This window comes from Motilibacter deserti (assembly GCF_011250635.1).
Taxonomy (GTDB): domain Bacteria; phylum Actinomycetota; class Actinomycetes; order Motilibacterales; family Motilibacteraceae; genus Motilibacter_A; species Motilibacter_A deserti.
In genome coordinates, this window is sequence record NZ_JAANNP010000006.1 from 80670 (window position 1) to 98441 (window position 17772).

Below are 17772 nucleotides of genomic sequence, written 5' to 3' on the forward strand. Positions count from 1 at the left end.
GTCGGACGGCGCTGTCCGGTGCGGGTCACCCTACTTCGGGGGCCATCGCCGCCTCGCCACGAGGCGGATCTGCATCCGATCGGGGTTCGCGCGTGGGCAGGGCGCCGCCCGTGGGAGTGCTGGGGCTGCGTCCCGCGCCGTAGGCTGGGATCCACGCCTTTCCGTTATCGGAGGGACGCCGCGTACGTGCCGCTTGAGGAGCGCCCGTGACCCTGAGCGGCCTGCTGACCGCCGTCGCCGCCGACCCTGCCCTGGCCCGTGCCGTCGCCGACGCGCGGGCGGGGGACACCCCGACGCTGGAGATCGCGGCCCCCGGCGCGCTGCGGCCGTTCGCCGTGGCCGCGCTCGCCGCGCCCGGGCCGCTGGGCGCGGGCCGGACCGTGCTCGCGGTGACGGCGACCGGGCGGGAGGCCGAGGACCTGGTCACCGCGCTCGGGTCGCTGATCGGCGCCGACAACGTGGCGCACTTCCCCTCGTGGGAGACGCTCCCGCACGAGCGGCTCAGCCCGCGCAGCGACACGGTCGGCGTGCGCCTGGCGGTGCTCCGCCGGCTGGCGCACCCGTCGGCAGACGACCCCGCCGCCGGCCCGCTCAAGGTCGTGGTCGCGCCGGTGCGCAGCATCCTGCAACCGCTCGTGCGCGGGCTGGGCGACCTGGAGCCGGTGAGCCTGCGCCCCGGTGACGAGCTGGCGCTGGAGGACGCGGTCGAGCGGCTGGCCGCCGCGGCGTACTCCCGCGTCGACATGGTGGAGAAGCGCGGCGAGTTCGCCGTGCGCGGCGGGATCCTCGACGTCTTCCCGCCGACCGAGGAGCACCCGCTGCGGGTGGAGTACTGGGGCGACACGGTCGAGGAGGTCCGCTGGTTCAAGGTCGCGGACCAGCGCAGCCTCGAGGTCGCCGAGCACGGGCTGTGGGCGCCGCCGTGCCGCGAGCTCCTGCTGACGCCGGAGGTCCGGGAGCGGGCCCGGGCGCTGGGGGAGTCGCACCCGAGCCTGCTCGACGTCCTCGGCAAGCTGGCCGAGGGCATCGCGGTGGAGGGCATGGAGGCGCTGATCCCGGCCCTGGTCGACGACCTCGAGCTGCTGCCGCAGGCGATGCCCGCCGGCTCGTACGTCGTGGTGTGCGACCCCGAGCGCGTCCGCGCCCGCGCTTCCGACCTGGTGGCGACGAGCCGGGAGTTCCTCGAGGCCTCCTGGGCGACGGCGGCGGTCGGCGGGGAGGCGCCGATCGACCTCGACGCGTCGTCCTACCGCGAGCTGGCCGAGGTCCGCGAAGCCACGCTGAGCAGCGGCCGGGCCTGGTGGACGATGTCGCCGTTCGAGACCGACGTCGAGATCAGCGAAGCGGAGAACGTGCTTCCGGTTTCGGCGAGGGAGGTCGAGGGCTACCGGGGTGATGTCCAGCGCGCGATCGCGGACGCGAAGGGCTGGCTCGGTGAGGGCTGGCGCGTCGTCTACGTCACCGAGGGCCACGGCCCCGCCGAGCGCACGGTCGAGCGCCTCAGGGAGGCCGGCGTGCCGTCGCGGCTGGACGTCGGCCTGCGGCAGGAGCCGTCGCCCGGGGTGGCGGAGGTGACGACCGGCTGCATCGAGCACGGCCTGGTGTCCGCCCAGCTCAAGCTGGCGATCCTCACCGAGACCGACGTCAACGGCCAGAAGGCGTCCACCAAGGACATGCGCCGCATGCCGAGCCGGCGGCGCAACCAGGTCGACCCGCTGCAGCTCAAGCCGGGCGACCCCGTCGTGCACGAGCAGCACGGCGTCGGGCGCTACGTCGAGATGGTGCAGCGCACCGTGCAGGGCGCGACCCGCGAGTACCTCGTCATCGAGTACGCCCCCAGCAAGCGCGGCGCCCCCGGCGACCGGCTCTTCGTCCCGACGGACCAGCTCGACCTGGTCACCCGCTACGTCGGCGGCGAGCAGCCGGCCCTGGACCGGATGGGCGGAGCCGACTGGCAGAAGCGCAAGGGCCGGGCCAAGAAGGCGGTCAAGCAGATCGCGGCCGAGCTCATCAAGCTCTACAGCGCGCGCATGGCGACGCAGGGGCACCAGTTCGGCCCCGACACGCCCTGGCAGCGCGAGCTCGAGGACGCGTTCCCCTACAACGAGACGCCGGACCAGCTCTCGACCATCGACGAGGTCAAGCGAGACATGGAGCGGCCGGTCCCGATGGACCGCGTCGTGTGCGGCGACGTCGGCTACGGCAAGACCGAGATCGCGGTGCGGGCGGCGTTCAAGGCCGTGATGGAGGGCAAGCAGGTCGCCGTCCTGGTGCCGACGACGCTGCTCGTGCAGCAGCACTTCTCGACGTTCGCCGAGCGCTACGCCGGCTTCCCGGTGAACGTGAAGGCGCTGAGCCGCTTCCAGACAGACAAGGAGGCGAAGGCGGTCCAGGAGGGCGTGCGCGACGGCAGCGTGGACGTCGTCATCGGCACCCACCGGCTCATCATGGGCGACGTCCACTTCAAGGACCTCGGCCTCGTGATCGTGGACGAGGAGCAGCGCTTCGGCGTCGAGCACAAGGAGCGCCTGAAGCACCTGCGCACGAACGTCGACGTGCTCACCATGTCGGCGACGCCGATCCCGCGCACGCTGGAGATGTCCATCACCGGCATCCGCGAGATGTCGACGATCCTCACCCCGCCGGAGGAGCGCCACCCGGTGCTCACCTACGTGGGGGCGTACGACGAGAAGCAGATCTCCGCGGCGATCCGGCGCGAGCTGCTCCGCGAGGGGCAGGTCTTCTACATCCACAACCGCGTCGAGTCGATCGACCGGGCCGTGGCCCGGCTGCGCGACCTCGTCCCGGAGGCGCGCATCGCGAGCGCGCACGGGCAGATGAACGAGCACACCCTCGAGCAGGTCGTGCTCGACTTCTGGGAGCGCCGCGTCGACGTGCTCGTCTGCACGACGATCGTCGAGAGCGGGCTCAACATCTCGAACGCCAACACCCTCATCGTCGAGCGCGGCGACACGCTCGGCCTCTCCCAGCTGCACCAGCTGCGCGGCCGCGTCGGCCGCGGGCGCGAGCGGGCGTACGCGTACTTCCTCTATCCGCCGGAGAAGCCGCTCACCGAGACCGCGCACGACCGGCTCGCGACGATCGCGCAGAACAGCGACCTCGGCGCCGGCATGCGCGTGGCGATGAAGGACCTGGAGATCCGCGGCGCGGGCAACCTGCTCGGCGGCGAGCAGTCCGGCCACATCGCCGACGTCGGCTTCGACCTCTACGTGCGCCTCGTCGGCGAGGCGGTCGCGGAGTTCAAGGGCGAGGCCGACACCGCGCCGGCCGAGGTCAAGGTCGAGCTGCCGGTCGACGCGCACCTGCCGCACGACTACGTCCCGGGGGAGCGGCTGCGGCTGGAGGCCTACCGCAAGCTGGCCGAGGCGGCGGACGACGAGGCCATCGAGGCCGTGCGGGCCGAGCTCACCGACCGCTACGGCACGCCGCCGGCGCCGGTCGAGAACCTCTTCGCGGTGGCGCGGTTCCGGGCGCACGCCCGCAAGGCCGGCCTCCGGGACGTCGCGCTGCAGGGCTCGCAGATCCGGTTCGGCCCGGTCGAATTGCGCGAGTCGCAGCAGCTGCGGCTCCAGCGGCTCTACCCTCGCACTCTTGTGAAGCCGGCCACATCTACGATCCTGGTGCCACGGCCGGCGACCGCTCGGATCGGAGGGACCCCGTTGCGCGACGTCGCCCTGCTCGACTGGTGCCGCGACCTCATCGACGCGGTGCTGCTGGACGCCCCGGCCCCGGCCGCTGCCGGTGGGAGCGGGCGGTGAGCCGGCGCGGCCGGGCCGCCGTGGCCGGGGGAGCGGTCCTGCTCGCCGTCGCGCTCGGCGCCTGCACGCCGTCGGGCGCGGGCTCGGCCGTCGTCGTCGGGGACCAGCGGGTGAGCAACGACGAGGTCCGCACGGTGGCGGACCGGCTCTACACCGCCGACGCCAGCCCGTTCGCCGACGACCGGCCCGCCGCCGTCTCCTACACGCTCAACTACCTGCTCGAGTACGCCCTGCTCGACGAGATCGCGGCCGCTCAGGACCCGCCGATCACCGTGGACCAGAGCGAGATCGAGGCCGTACGCGGCCAGCTCGTCCGCGCGGGCGGCGCCGAGGGGCTGGGGCAGGCGTTCCTGGAGCAGGGCGTCGCGCCCGGCACCGAGGACCGCTACCTGCGGTGGTACCTCATCCAGACCAAGCTCGGCGAGCGGCTCGTGCCGGGCGTGCAGGGCGAGCAGCTCCAGGCCCAGCGCCAGCAGGCCGTGGAGGAGGTGCGCCGCCAGTTCGTCGACCGGGTCGGCGTCGAGGTCAGCCCGCGCTACGGCGACTACGACGCGTCGGCCGGCGCGCTGAGCCCGCTGGCCAGCGGAGGCCTCGCGACCGGCGCGACCCCCACCCCCGCGGTGGGGGAGCCCGGCGCGGGCACCGAGGGCGCGGGGGCCGGGTGACGGGGGAGTTCGCCCACGTCACGCTCGTCGTCGCAAGCCCCCGCGTGCCCCCGGGAGCCTTCTCCTGGCCGGCGTGGGAGGCGCTGCGGTCCGCCGCCGCGGTCGTCGTGGACGCGGGACTGGCGGCGCACGTGCCCGCCCTGCGGGAGGCGGGCGCGCGGGTGGCCGACGACGGCGACGTGCGCCTCGTCCCGCCGGCGGCCGTCGACGCGCTCGCGGCGCAGCTGATCGACGACGGGGCCGAGGTCACGGTCATCGCCTCCGCGGACCTGCCGGGCGCGCACGTCCTCGACCTCGTCGCACTCATGGACCGGCTGCGTAGCCCCGGCGGGTGCCCCTGGGACGCGGAGCAGACGCACCAGAGCCTGGTGCAGTACCTCCTCGAGGAGGCCTACGAGGTCGTCGAGGCCATCGAGGACGACGACCGGGACGCGCTCGTCGAGGAGGTCGGCGACCTGCTGTTGCAGGCGGTCTTCCACGCCCGGCTCGGCGAGGAGCGGGACGACGCGCCCTGGTCGATCGACGACGCCGCCGACGGCATCGTCACCAAGCTCGTCCGCCGGCATCCGCACGTCTTCGGGCCCGAGGCCGGGACTGCCGACGTCGCCGCGTCGCACACGGAGAAGACCTGGGACGCGGTGAAGCGCGCCGAGAAGGGCCGCGCGTCCGCGGTGGACGGCGTGCCGATGGCCCAGCCGGCCCTCTCGCTCGCTGCCAAGCTGCTCGGCCGGGCGGAGCGCGCCGGGCTGGACGTGCCGGTCGCCGCGGTGGACGCGGACGACCCCGACGTGGGCGAGCTGCTGCTCGCGGTCGTGGCGCGGGCCCGCCGCGAGGGCGTGGACGCCGAGGGGGCGCTGCGCACGGCCGCGCGGCGCTACGCCGACCGCGTACGCACCGTGGAGGGCTCCGCCGGCTGAGCCGCGCCCCGCTCGCGGACCGGCGCCACCGGCTGCGCGCCCCTCCCGGCTCCGGCTACGCGCCCCCGGCCAGGGCGGCTCCGGTGCGGCCCGTCGCGAGCAGGCAGCCCTCGTGCGAGCCCGAGGCCCGGCTCATTCAGGATTCGGCCATGACCGACGTCGCCACGGGCTTCCGCACCGCCGCCACCTCCGGGCTGGACGTGCTCCTCACGCACAGCCCCACGCTCGCCACGGTGTCCGGCGACCACCGCTTCGACGACCGCCTCGAGCGCCTCGACCCCGCGTCGCTCGCCGCCGAGCGGGCCGACCTCGACCTGGCGCTCGCGGCGCTCGACGCCGTCGACCCGGCCCAGCTGTCCGCCGACGACGCCGTCGACCAGGAGGTCCTGCGGGTCGCGCTGCTCTCGCGCGCCTTCACGCTGGACGAGCTGCGACCCCTGGAGCACGACCCGCTGGAGCCGAACCCGGGCACTGCGCTCTACACGCTGCTCGCCCGCGACTTCGCGCCCCTCGGCGACCGGCTGCGGTCCGCCGCGGCCCGGCTGCGCCAGGTGCCCGCGAGCCTCGCAGCGGCGAGAGACGCGCTGACGGTGGCCCCCCGCGTACATCTCGAGACCGCGGCCGGGCAGTTCGCCGGCACCCGCTCGCTGATCCGCGACGAGCTGGCAGCAGCGCTGGAGCAGGAGCCGGCGCTCGGCGCAGAGGTCGAGCCGGCCCGGTCCGCCGCGCTCGACGCGCTGGACGAGCACGTGGCGTGGCTGCGGGAGCGGCTGGCGGCGACGGACGGGTCGGCCGACGGTGACCCGCGGCTCGGCCCCGACCGGTTCTCCCGCAAGCTCGCGCTCTCCCTCGACCTCGGGAAGGACACGGCCGGCGACGCGGCGGACACGGTCCTCGCGCTCGCCGAGGAGAACCTCGAGCGGGTCGAGGCGCAGATCGCGGAGGCGGCGGCGCGCCTCGGCGGGGGCGTGCGCGAGGTCCTGGACCGGCTCGCCGCCGAGGGGGCGGTCGACGACTCGACCGTGGTCGGGATGTGCCGCGAGGCGCTCGCCGCGACGACGGCGTTCGTGCAGGAGGAGCGGCTGATGACCGTGCACGACGACCCGGTCGAGGTGATCGTGATGCCCGAGCTCTACCGCGGGGTCGCCGTCGCCTACTGCGACCCGCCCGGCCCGCTGGAGGCCGCGCCGCTGCCGACCTACTTCGCGGTCGCCCCGACGCCCGCGGACTGGAGCGCCGAGCGGTCGCGCTCGTTCTACCGCGAGTACAACGCGCACATGCTCCATCAGCTGACCATCCACGAGGCCGCTCCGGGGCACGTCCTGCAGCTGGCCTCCTCGCGCCGCTTTCCCGGCTCCACACCGGTGCGCGCCTGCTTGTGGAACGGCGCCTTCGTCGAGGGGTGGGCGGTCTACGCCGAGGAGCTGATGTCCGACCGCGGCTACCCGGGCGTGGGCGGCCCCGACGGCAACGCCGCGCTGCGGATGCAGCAGCTGAAGCTGCAGCTGCGCATGACGATCAACGCGATCCTCGACATCCGCGTGCACACGCGCGGGATGACCGAGCAGGAGGCGCTGCGGCTGATGGTCGAGCGGGGCCACCAGGAGGAGGGCGAGGCCGTCGGCAAGTGGCGGCGCGCCCTGCTGACCAGCGCCCAGCTCGCGACCTACTTCGTCGGGTACGCCGCGGTGCGCGACCTCGTCGCCGACCTGCGCTCCGCGCGCCCCGGGTGGGACGACCGGCGCGTCCACGACGCCGTGCTCGCTCACGGGTCCCCCGCGCCGCGGCACGTGCGGGCGCTGCTGGGGGTCTGACGGGCCACCCGTGCGGGCCGCGCAGCGAGGTGGCGCCGAGGCCCGTGGAGCGCCTGCGCGGGAAGATCGGCTGACGCCGGTAGGCTGCGGTCGTATCCCAGCCTGCATGAGGAGAACGACGTGGCGAGCATCGACGCCGTCGGCGCCCGGGAGATCCTTGACTCCCGCGGCAACCCCACTGTCGAGGTGGAGGTGGCCCTCGACGACGGCACCATCGCCCGTGCGGCGGTGCCGAGCGGCGCCTCGACCGGCGCCTTCGAGGCGGTCGAGCTGCGCGACGGCGAGTCGCGCTACGGCGGCAAGGGCGTGGAGAAGGCCGTCCTGGCCGTCCTCGACGAGATCGGCCCCGAGCTGCTCGGCTTCGAGGCCAGCGAGCAGCGGCTGGTCGACGCGGCCCTGCTCGACCTGGACGGCACGCCCAACAAGGCCCGGCTCGGAGCCAACGCGATCCTGGGCGTGAGCCTCGCCGTCGCGCGCGCTGCGGCCGAGTCGGCGAAGCTCCCGCTCTTCCGCTACCTCGGCGGGCCCAACGCCCACACCCTGCCGGTCCCGATGATGAACATCATCAACGGTGGTGCGCACGCGGATTCCGGCGTCGACATTCAGGAATTCATGATCGCGCCGGTGGGTGCGGAGACCTTCCGCGAGGCGCTCCGCTGGGGCGCGGAGGTCTACCACTCGCTCAAGTCCGTGCTCAAGGCCGAGGGCCTGGCCACGGGCCTGGGCGACGAGGGCGGCTTCGCGCCGAACCTGCCGAACGGCCGGGCGGCGCTGGACCTGATCGGCCGCGCGATCGACAAGGCGGGCTTCAAGCTCGGCGACGACATCGCGCTCGCGCTCGACGTCGCGGCCACCGAGTTCTTCGAGAACGGCACCTACCGCTTCGAGGGCTCGGACCGCACCGCCGCCGAGATGACGGCCTACTACACCGAGCTGGTCAACGACTACCCGCTGGTCTCCATCGAGGACCCGCTGGCCGAGGACGACTGGGACGGCTGGGCGGAGATCACCAGCGGGCTGGGCAGCCGGATCCAGCTCGTCGGCGACGACCTCTTCGTGACCAACCCCGAGCGCCTCGCCCGCGGCATCGCCGGCGGCCAGGCCAACGCCCTGCTGGTCAAGGTCAACCAGATCGGCAGCCTCACCGAGACGCTGGACGCGGTGGCGCTCGCGCACCGCAGCGGCTACCGCTGCATGATGAGCCACCGGTCCGGCGAGACCGAGGACACGACGATCGCCGATCTCGCGGTCGCGACCGACTGCGGCCAGATCAAGACGGGCGCCCCCGCGCGCAGCGAGCGCGTGGCCAAGTACAACCAGCTGCTGCGCATCGAGGAGGAGCTCGACGACGCCGCGCGCTACGCCGGCCGCTCGGCCTTCCCGCGGGCCGCGAAGGCCTGACCCGGAGCCTCCGGCCGTGCCCGCATCCCCGTCCCGACGCACCCCGCCGCGCGCCCCTGGGCGCGCGGCGGGGCAGTCGGGGCGTCCGCGGCCGCGCCCGGACGCCCCGCCACGGCGCTCGCGCCCGGCCCATCGCGGGGCCCGGCGCGGCGCCGGCCTGACCACACGCGCTGCGGTGCTGGCCCTCGTCGTGTGCGCCCTGGCCCTCTCGCTGGCCTACCCGCTGCGCGAGTACCTCGGCCAGCGCTCCGAGATCGCTGCCCTGCGTGAGCGGACCGCCCAGCAGGAGGCGCGCGTCGCCGCGCTCGAGGCGGACAAGGCGCGGTGGGACGACCCGAGCTACGTGGTGACGCAGGCAGAGGAGCGGCTGCACCGCGTGCGTGCCGGCGAGTCGCACTACGTCGTCAAGGAGCCCGACCGCACCATGACGCAGCAGGACACGGTCGAGGCCCCGCCGACGGCGGCCGACCCCGGGGAGCGGCCGTGGTTCGGCACGCTGTGGGAGTCGGTCGAAGCCGCCGACGCCGCCCACTGACGTGACCGCCTCCGACGCCGGCCCCGGAGCCTCCGGGCCGGACGACATCGACGCCGCGGACATCGCGGCGATCGGGCGGCAGCTGGGCCGTCCGCCGCGCGGCCTCCGTGCGGTCGCCCACCGCTGCCCGTGCGGCCAGCCCGACGTCGTCGAGACCGCGCCCCGGCTGCCGGACGGCACGCCGTTCCCGACGTTCTACTACCTCACGTGCCCGCGGGCGACCGGCGCCGTCAGCACCCTCGAGTCCGAGGGGCTGATGCGGCAGATGACCGAGCGCCTGAGCGACGACCCCGAGCTCGCCGCCGCCTACTCAGCTGCCCACGAGGACTACCTGCGCCGACGCGACGCCGTCGCGCAGGTGCCGGAGATCGCCGCGGTCAGCGCCGGGGGCATGCCCGACCGGGTCAAGTGCCTGCACGTGCTGGTCGCGCACTCCCTCGCCGCCGGCCGCGGCGTCAACCCGCTCGGCGACGAGGCGCTCGCCGCGCTTCCCGAGTGGTGGGCGGGCGGGCCCTGCGCCCGCGACACCGCCGACTGACGACGGCCCCGGCGCGCCCCGAAGTCCCCCCACGCTCACGACCAGGACGGCCCATGACCTCCCAGCGCGTCGCAGCGATCGACTGCGGCACCAACTCCATCCGCCTGCTCGTGGCCGACGTGGACCCCGAGGCCGGGACGCTGCTCGACCTGGACCGGCGGATGGAGGTCGTCCGCCTCGGACAGGGCGTCGACCGCACCGGCCGGCTCGCCCCCGAGGCGCTGGCCCGGACGCTCGACGCCACGGCTCGCTACGCCGAGGCGATCCGAGCCTTCGGCGCCCAGCAGGTGCGCTTCGTCGCGACGTCCGCCACCCGCGACGCCGAGAACCGCGCCGACTTCGCCAAGGGCGTCCAGGAGGTCCTCGGGGTCGAGCCCGAGGTCGTGACCGGCGCAGAGGAGGCGGGGCTCAGCTTCGCCGGTGCGACGCGTGAGCTGGCGGCCGACGGCGTGGCCGGGCCCTACCTCGTGGTCGACATCGGCGGCGGCTCGACCGAGTTCGTCCTCGGTGACGCGACCGGCGTCCGGGCGGCCCGGTCCGTCGACATCGGCTGTGTACGCATGACCGAGCGCCACCTGCACGACGACCCCCCGACCGCGGAGCAGGTCGCCGCCGCTCGGGTAGACGTTGAGGCGGCGATCACGGTCGCGGCGCAGGACGTCCCGCTGCACGAGGCGCACACCCTCGTCGGCGTCGCGGGGTCCGTCACGACGGTCGCCGCGATGGCCCTCGACCTCGAGGCGTACGACTCCGCGGTGATCCACCGCTCCCGGATCCCCGCCGACGACGTCCGGGACGTGACGGCCCGGCTGCTGCGGGCGACGCACGCCGAGCGGGCCGCGCTGCCCTTCATGCACCCGGGACGGGTGGACGTCATCGGGGCCGGGGCACTGGTGCTCGAGGCGATCGTGAACCGGCTCGACGTGACCGACATGGTGGTCAGCGAGCACGACATCCTCGACGGGATCGCCTGGAGCCTCGCCCGCTGACCCGCTGACCCGCTGACCCGCTGACCCGAGGGGTCCGCTGAGACCCTGACGAGCTGTCACGAGGCCGCCTGTCAACTGCTCGAAGGCCCCGCCCGCCGACGGGGCCTTCGTCGTACCCGGCTCCTGCGTGAGGCTTCACCGGGGCTGGCCGCGGCCCGACCCGCCGCGAAGACCTGCCCGTTCGTGCAAGGCAGGTGCCCGCTCAGGAGGCGACGGGCGAGAATCACATCTTTGCAAGTAGCCAATTCTGGCCATTTCTCGACCGGCTAGGGCGGCTCATTCAACTGGCCGCCAGGAACCGCAATTTCTGATAGACAGGTCCCCGACTCCGGGGAGGGTGTCGTGGCCAGTCCACACGCACATGGTCACGTCCGGACAGCGCCCCGAGGCACATATCTCCTGCGGTCGCGTCGACAGGAACGATCTTCGTGCCCGCACACGCTTTCCCCGCACTTCCGTGGCAGCTGCAGCTGGATTCGACAGCGTCGGCGGGGCCAGCCGGCACCAGGAATGTGGCGCCAGCGTACGGCCTGGTGGGCGCAGCGGCTCCGCTCGACAGCAAGAGATCTTCAAGGAGGAAGAACAACGTGAGACATGGACCGCGACGTCTCGTCGCGTTGTTGTCCACGGCGCTCGTCGCCGCGGTGCCCATGGCCTTGCCGGCGCAGGCGGCCGAAGCGCCGCCCTACACCGTCGTGACCCCCAGCAGCCCGAACGGATGGCAAGCGGCGAACGTACGCCCCGACGCGTCCGTCGTGATCAGCACGGCACAGCCGCGCGGCGACTCGCCGGACAATCTCGGGTCGCTGGAGTTCCGCACGAACACCGTGACCAACGGCCAGGACAAGGCCGACTACGTGAAGTACTGGGGCCAGGTCGCCGGGCGCACCCTGGGCAATCTCAGCGCGCTGAGCTATGAGTTCTACCGGGCCGCATCAAGCACGACCGCGCAGCACTACGCGCCGGTGCTGCGGCTGGCGTACCAGACGGCCGGCGGCCAGAGCGGCTATCTGATCTGGGAGAACGTCTACAACGGTGGCAGCACCTCGGCGCCGGTCCCGACGGACCAGTGGCTGACGAAAAACGTGCTCGCCGGCTACTTCTGGATGCGCGCGTTCGGCCCCGGCCGCACCATCGAGCGCTACGACGTGACCCTCGACCAGTGGGAGAGCGGCGCCGCGTTCGGTGACTCTCACGTCCTCGGCCCCGACACCCACATCACCGGCATCGAGACCGGCGTCGGATCCGGCTGGGGCGGGACCTTCCGCGGCTACGTCGACAACGTCGACGCGGGATTCGGCGCGGACTCTGTGTCCGCGAACTTCGAGCCGACCCCGCAGTGCACGACGACCTGCTACGTCGACGCGGTCAACGGCAACGACGCCAACGGCGGCACGAGCGCTGCGGACGCCAAGAAGACCATCCAGGCAGCGGTCTCGCAGGTCGCAGCGGGCGGCACCGTCATCGTGGCGCAGGGGACCTACGCAGAGTCGGTGACGGTCGCGAAGGACGGCGTGCGGATCTCCGGCGCAGGCAAGGCTGCGACCGTGATCCAGGGGACGTCGTGCTCCGGCAACGGGATCACCCTGGTGGGCTCGCGCAACGGGCTGACCGTGGAGGACCTCATGGTCACAGGGTTCGAGAACGGCGTCTACCTCGGCGTCGGCAGTGACACCCAGACGAACGTGACTCTCGAGGACGCAAGCATCAGCTCCAACTGCCGGCACGGGATCTTCATGCAGGCGGGGACGGTCGGCAACTTGACGGTCAACCGGGTGACCGCCTCGAGCAACGGCACGGCCGGCTCCGGAGGGCGCGGCATCTTGGTGATCAACGGCGTCAAGACCAACGTCAGCATCACCGGCGGCACGTTCAGCGGCAACGCCCTCAGCGGCATCGACATCAGTGACGGCAACGTCTCCGGGCTCACCGTGACGGGCAACACCGTCGAGGACAACGGCGACGCCGGGATCAGCGTGCTCGGCGCGCGCGGCCCGGGGGCCAATGCGATCAGCGGCAACACCGTGCGGAACAACGGTCGTTTCGGCATCGAGCTGAAGGCGTCGACCGGCACCGGCGTGGAGAGCGGCTCGGGCAGCCTCGTGGTCTCCGGGAACACTGTCGAGCGCACACTGGCGGCGACGGACGCCCGCGACCACGCCGGAATCGCAGTGGTCCGTCGGTCGCAGAACCCGGCGTACAACCAGGACCAGCCGTTCGGAGCGGTCGTCGCCGCCAACGTGGTCCGCGGCTTCCTGCGCAGCGCGTCGGGCTCGACGGGTGACGGGTTCGGCATCGTGGTCGAGGGGCTGAACAACTCGGTCCGCAACAACACGGTATCCAACAACGACGTCGGCGTGCAGGTGCAAGGCGGCAACACCGCGAACACGCAGGGCACGGCGTACTTCGACCGGGGGGACGCTTCCCTGGGCGGCGCCGTGCTGGTCCGCAACTCGATCACGGGCAACGGGGTCGGGTTCCGCGCGGTCGGCGCCATCGTCTCGCCGCCCGTGAGCGCCGAGCGCAACTGGTGGGGATCGAACACCGGGCCCGCGCCGACCGGCACCGGCGACAGCGTGGTCGGGCCCGTCGACTCCGACCCGTGGCTCTGCAGCGGCCGTGACACCTCTCCGGCCGTCGGCTTCCAGCCGAACGAGCTGACCTCTCCGTGCTCGCCCCCGCCCTTCACCGTGGTGACCCCGACCAGCCTCGACGGATGGCAGGCCGCCAACGTCCGCGCGGACGCGTCGGTCTCCATCACGAACGCACAGCCGCGCGGGGAGGCCCCGAACAACCTGGGCTCGCTGGAGTTCCGTACGAACACGGTCACGAGCGGCCAGGACAAGGCCGACTTCGTGAAGTACTGGGGCGTGGTCCCGGGGCGCACGCTGGGCAATCTGAGCGCACTGAGCTATGAGTTCTACCGCGCGTCGTCCAGCACCACCGGCCAGCACCACGCTCCCGTCCTCCGGCTCGCCTACAGCACTCCGAGCGGCGACTCCGGGCTGCTCATCTGGGAGAACGTCTACAACGGCGGCAGTACCGCCACACCCGTGCCGACGGACCAGTGGATCGCCAAGGACGTCCTCAACGGCAACTTCTGGATGCGGACCTACAACCCCGGCTTCACGGTCGAGCGCTACGACGTGACCCTGGACGAATGGCAGAACGGCGCGGCCTATCCCGGCTCGGACCTGCTCGGCCCGGACACCAACATCATCGGGGTCGAGACCGGTGTCGGCTCCGGATGGGGAGGCACCTTCCGCGGCTACGTCGACAACGTGAACGTGCAGTTCGGCACGGACAGCGAGTCGGCGAACTTCGAGCCGGGACCGGCCTGCACGAGCTTCTGCTACGTCAACGGCGCGACGGGCAACGACGGGAACGGCGGAGCGAGCCCCGCGGACGCCAAGCGGACGATCCAGGCGGCGGTGACCCAGGTGTCGTCCGGCGGCCAGGTCATCGTGGCGGCAGGTACTTACGCGGCCGGGGCGAGCATCGCCAAGGACGGGATCACCATCTCCGGCGCGGGCACGGGCGCGACCGTCGTCCAAGGCTCGTCGTGCGCCGGCAACGGGTTCACCCTGGTCGGGTCGCGCAACGGGCTCACGATCGAGGACCTGACCGTGACTGGGTTCGACAACGGCGTCTACCTCGGGGTCATCGGTGACACCCAGTCGAACGTGACGGTCGAGGACGTCAACGCGAGCGCGAACTGCCGGCACGGCATCTTCATGCAGGCCGGCGTCGTCGACAACCTGACGGTCAACCGCGTCACGGCGTCGAACAACGGCACCACGGCGGGCTCGAACGGCCGCGGTGTGTGGGTCATCAACGGGGTCAAGACCACCGTCAGCGTCACCGAGGGAACGTTCAGCAACAACGGTCTGACCGGGATCGACTTCGGTGACGGCAACGTCACCGGCCTCACGGTCACCGGCAACACGGTCAACGGCAACGGCGACGCGGGCATCAGCGTCCTGGGCGCGAGGGGGCCGGGCGCCAACCGCGTCAGCGGCAACACCGTGCGCAACAACGGCCGTTTCGGAATCGAGGTCAAGGCGTCCAACGGCTCGGGCAGCGACAGCGGCTCCGGCAGCCTCGTGGTGTCCGCCAACGTGGTGGAGCGCACCGTGGCAGCCACCGACGCCCGCGACTCCGCCGGCATCGCGGTGATCCGCCGCTCCCAGAACACGACGTACAACCAGGACCAGCCGGGCGGTGCCGTCGTCGCGGACAACGAGGTGCGGGGCTTCCGGCGCAGTGCGTCGGGCTCGACCGGCGACGGCTTCGGAATCGTCGTCGAGGGCACCGGCAACACCGTCCGCAACAACGTGCTGGCGAACAACGACGTGGGCTTCCAGGTGCAGGGCGGCAACATCGCCAACACCCAGGGAACGCCGTTCTTCGATCGCGGTGACGCGGCCACGGGCGGCGCGGTGGCGAACCAGAACTCCGTTTCTGCCAATGGCCTCGGGGTGCGTGCACTCGGCGCGGTCATCACCGTCCCCGTCAACGCCGAGAGCAACTGGTGGGGGTCCAACACCGGGCCGGCGCCGACCGGCACGGGGGACAGCGTGGTCGGGCTCGTGGACTACGACCCCTGGCTGTGCAGCGGCGCGGACACGTCGGCGGCGCCGGGCTTCCAGCCCAACCCGCAGACCTCGCCGTGTGCAGCGCCGGGCTCGACGTACACCCCGCAGGACCCGACGCGGGTGCTGGACACCCGCAACGGGACCGGCGCGTCGCAGGCGAAGGTCGGGCCAGGCGGGACGCTGCGGCTGCAGGTGACAGGCCCGGCCGGCAGCGGATTGGCGCCGGTGGGGAGCACCGCGGTGGTCCTCAACGTGACGGCGACGAACGCGACGGCGGACACATACGTCTCGGTCTACCCGACGGGCTTCGCAGGTGGGCCAAGCACCTCGAACCTCAACGTCCTGGCGAACTACACGATCCCGAACCTGGTCGTGAGCAAGGTGGCCGCTGACGGCAGCGTCACGCTCTACAACGACTCCGGCAGCATCGACCTGGTCGCCGACCTGCAGGGGTCCTACAGCAGTGCGCCGACCGGCTCGACGTACACCCCGCAGGACCCGCGGCGCCTGCTCGACACCCGCAACGGGACCGGCGCGCCGTCGGCAAAGGTCGGGCCAGGCGGGACCCTTCGGCTGCAGGTGACGGGCCCGCCCGGCAGCGGACTGGCGCCGGTGGGAAGCACGGCGGTCGTCCTCAACGTGACGGCGACGAACGCGTCGGCCGACACATACGTCTCGGTCTATCCCACGGGGTACGCCGGCGGGCCCGGCACGTCCAATCTCAACGTGGTCGCGAACTACACGATCCCCAACCTCGTGATCACGAAGGTGGCCGCGGACGGCAGCGTTACGCTCTACAACGCGGCCGGCAGCGTCGACCTGATCGCCGACCTGCAGGGGGCCTACACGGCCACGACCGATGCGTCCGCTTACACCCCGCAGGACCCGAGCCGCGTGCTGGACACCCGCAACGGGACCGGCGCGCCGCAGTCGAAGGTCGGGCCGGGCGGAACTCTGCGCCTGCAGGTGACGGGTCCGCCCGGGAGCGGGCTCGCGCCGGTGGGCGCCACGGCGGTCGTCCTCAACGTTACGGCGACGAACGCGTCGGCGGACACGTACATCTCGGTCTATCCGACGGGCTATGCCGGCGGCCCGGACACGTCGAACCTGAACGTGCTCGCCGCCCGCACGATCCCCAACCTCGTCATCACCAAGGTCGCCGCTGACGGGAGCGTCACGCTCTACAACGACTCCGGCAGCATCGACCTGATCGCGGACCTGCAAGGCGCCTACACACAGTAGGACCTCTGCTCCCCAACTGGCCCGGGCACTCACGCGTGCCCGGGCCGGTCGGCTGTCCGGGTGCCTGCTGATCCTTCTCAGTGGGCCGTGGGATGAGCCGGGCGCCGGCCGGGCAGGAGGAGACCCGTCGCGGACGCGCACCGCGGCGGGAAGGAGAGCGCCATGACCGTGCCCGACGTCGAGCAGGACGAGCCGGACAAGGACGGCAACACCGCGGCCCCGATCATCCCCGCGCCGACGATCACCGCAGGCGCCGTCGTGCCGCCGGCCGCCGTGGCGTCAGCGGGGGAGGCCGACGCGCCCACGGAGGACCCCGTCGAGGAGGGCCGCCGCGCGGGCGAGCAGGACCCTGGCGGGACCGACGGCCCCGTCGGCGGCTTCCGCGCCCCCTCCTCCTGAGCGTGCGCGTCCTCCGGGTGCGAGCGACCCCCGGGCGCACGGGCCGGGCAGGCCGGCCCTGAACGCCTCCTCTGGCGTCGACCCGCCCCCGCTGCCGTCGCCGGTGCCGCCCGGCAGCGGGTGGCCGGGCGACCTCGCGGACGCGGCGACCCCCGTGGCACAAGGGGCGGCCGGCGTACGCGCCCTCGCCGGGTCCGCGGGCGGGCTCGCCGAGCTCGACGCCCGCGTCTCGGTCTGCCGCGCCTGCCCGCGGCTCGTCGAGTGGCGCGAGGACGTCGCCCGGGCCAAGCGCCGGATGTTCGCGACGGAGGCCTACTGGGGCCGCCCGATCGCCGGCTGGGGCGACCCGGAGGCCCGGCTCCTCATCGTCGGCCTCGCGCCGGCGGCCCACGGCGGCAACCGGACGGGCCGCATCTTCACCGGCGACGCGAGCGGGGACTTCCTCTTCGCCGCGCTGCACCGGGCCGGGTTCGCCGCGCAGCCCACGAGCACCAGCGCGTACGACGGGCAGCGGCTGCTGCAGGCCCGCATGCTCCCGGCGGTGCGCTGCGCGCCGCCGGCCAACAAGCCCACGCCCGGCGAGCGCGACACCTGCGCCCCCTGGCTGGACCGCGAGCTCGAGCTGCTCCTCCCGCACGCCCGGGTCGCCCTCGCGCTCGGCGGCTTCGCCTGGCAGGCCCTGCTGACGGCGCTCTCCCGGCGCGGGCTCGACGTGCCGTCGCCGCGGCCCGCGTTCGGCCACGGGGCAGAGGTCGGGCTCGGCCCGTTGACCGTCCTGGGCTGCTACCACCCCAGCCAGCAGAACACCTTCACCGGTCGGCTCACCCCCGCGATGGCCGACGACGTGCTGGCCCGCGCCCGTGAGCTGTCCGGTTTGCAGGGCCCCCTATAACAGGTT

Annotated in this window: 11 protein-coding genes; all 11 read left to right on the forward strand. The window is 73.2% G+C overall.

What is annotated here, in order from left to right; genetic code table 11:
* The first annotated feature begins 206 nt into the window (after window positions 1–206).
* The 11 genes from mfd to G9H71_RS11705 all read left to right on the forward strand — a co-directional run bounded on the left by mfd (window position 207) and on the right by G9H71_RS11705 (window position 17766).
* Window positions 207–3779 (forward strand): transcription-repair coupling factor, encoded by a 3573-nt coding sequence (mfd, locus tag G9H71_RS11655; protein WP_166281952.1) that lies wholly within the window; start codon window positions 207–209, stop codon window positions 3777–3779.
* Entirely contained in the window at window positions 3776–4444 is a 669-nt protein-coding gene (locus G9H71_RS11660) for a hypothetical protein (protein ID WP_166281954.1), read from the forward strand. Before mfd ends, G9H71_RS11660 begins: the two co-directional genes overlap by 4 nt.
* Window positions 4441–5361: a MazG family protein gene (locus G9H71_RS11665; RefSeq protein ID WP_166281956.1), complete on the forward strand. Its 921-nt coding sequence runs from the start codon at window positions 4441–4443 to the stop codon at window positions 5359–5361. The genes G9H71_RS11660 and G9H71_RS11665 overlap by 4 nt, the downstream gene beginning before the upstream one ends.
* A gap of 149 nt (window positions 5362–5510) precedes the next feature.
* The gene (locus G9H71_RS11670; protein WP_166281958.1) at window positions 5511–7175 is read left to right on the forward strand and encodes a DUF885 domain-containing protein; all 1665 of its coding nucleotides are present in this window, start codon (window positions 5511–5513) and stop codon (window positions 7173–7175) included.
* Between the two features lie 120 nt (window positions 7176–7295).
* Window positions 7296–8576: a phosphopyruvate hydratase gene (eno, locus tag G9H71_RS11675; protein ID WP_166281960.1), complete on the forward strand. Its 1281-nt coding sequence runs from the start codon at window positions 7296–7298 to the stop codon at window positions 8574–8576.
* Window positions 8577–8751: 175 nt separating this feature from the next.
* Window positions 8752–9111, forward strand: coding sequence for an FtsB family cell division protein (locus G9H71_RS11680; protein WP_166281962.1), 360 nt, complete (start codon window positions 8752–8754; stop codon window positions 9109–9111).
* Between the two features lies 1 nt (window position 9112).
* The gene (locus G9H71_RS11685; RefSeq protein ID WP_166281964.1) at window positions 9113–9649 is read left to right on the forward strand and encodes a DUF501 domain-containing protein; all 537 of its coding nucleotides are present in this window, start codon (window positions 9113–9115) and stop codon (window positions 9647–9649) included.
* A 53-nt stretch (window positions 9650–9702) separates the two neighbouring features.
* Complete coding sequence (locus G9H71_RS11690) at window positions 9703–10638, forward strand: Ppx/GppA phosphatase family protein (RefSeq protein WP_166281966.1); 936 nt, start codon at window positions 9703–9705, stop codon at window positions 10636–10638.
* 587 nt (window positions 10639–11225) lie between these two features.
* Window positions 11226–16475: a right-handed parallel beta-helix repeat-containing protein gene (locus tag G9H71_RS11695; RefSeq protein ID WP_166281968.1), complete on the forward strand. Its 5250-nt coding sequence runs from the start codon at window positions 11226–11228 to the stop codon at window positions 16473–16475.
* A 162-nt stretch (window positions 16476–16637) separates the two neighbouring features.
* Window positions 16638–16874 (forward strand): hypothetical protein, encoded by a 237-nt coding sequence (locus G9H71_RS11700; protein WP_166281970.1) that lies wholly within the window; start codon window positions 16638–16640, stop codon window positions 16872–16874.
* A gap of 103 nt (window positions 16875–16977) precedes the next feature.
* A complete protein-coding gene (locus G9H71_RS11705; protein ID WP_331272925.1) occupies window positions 16978–17766 on the forward strand; it encodes a uracil-DNA glycosylase in 789 nt (262 codons plus the stop codon).
* The last annotated feature ends 6 nt before the right edge of the window (window positions 17767–17772 follow it).

Bases quoted from the DNA above. Each gene is read 5' to 3' on its own strand.
- G9H71_RS11670 (WP_166281958.1), top strand. From the start codon at position 5,511: ATGACCGACGTCGCCACGGGCTTCCGCACCGCCGCCACCTCCGGGCTG.
- G9H71_RS11690 (WP_166281966.1), top strand. From the start codon at position 9,703: ATGACCTCCCAGCGCGTCGCAGCGATCGACTGCGGCACCAACTCCATC.
- G9H71_RS11700 (WP_166281970.1), top strand. From the start codon at position 16,638: ATGACCGTGCCCGACGTCGAGCAGGACGAGCCGGACAAGGACGGCAAC.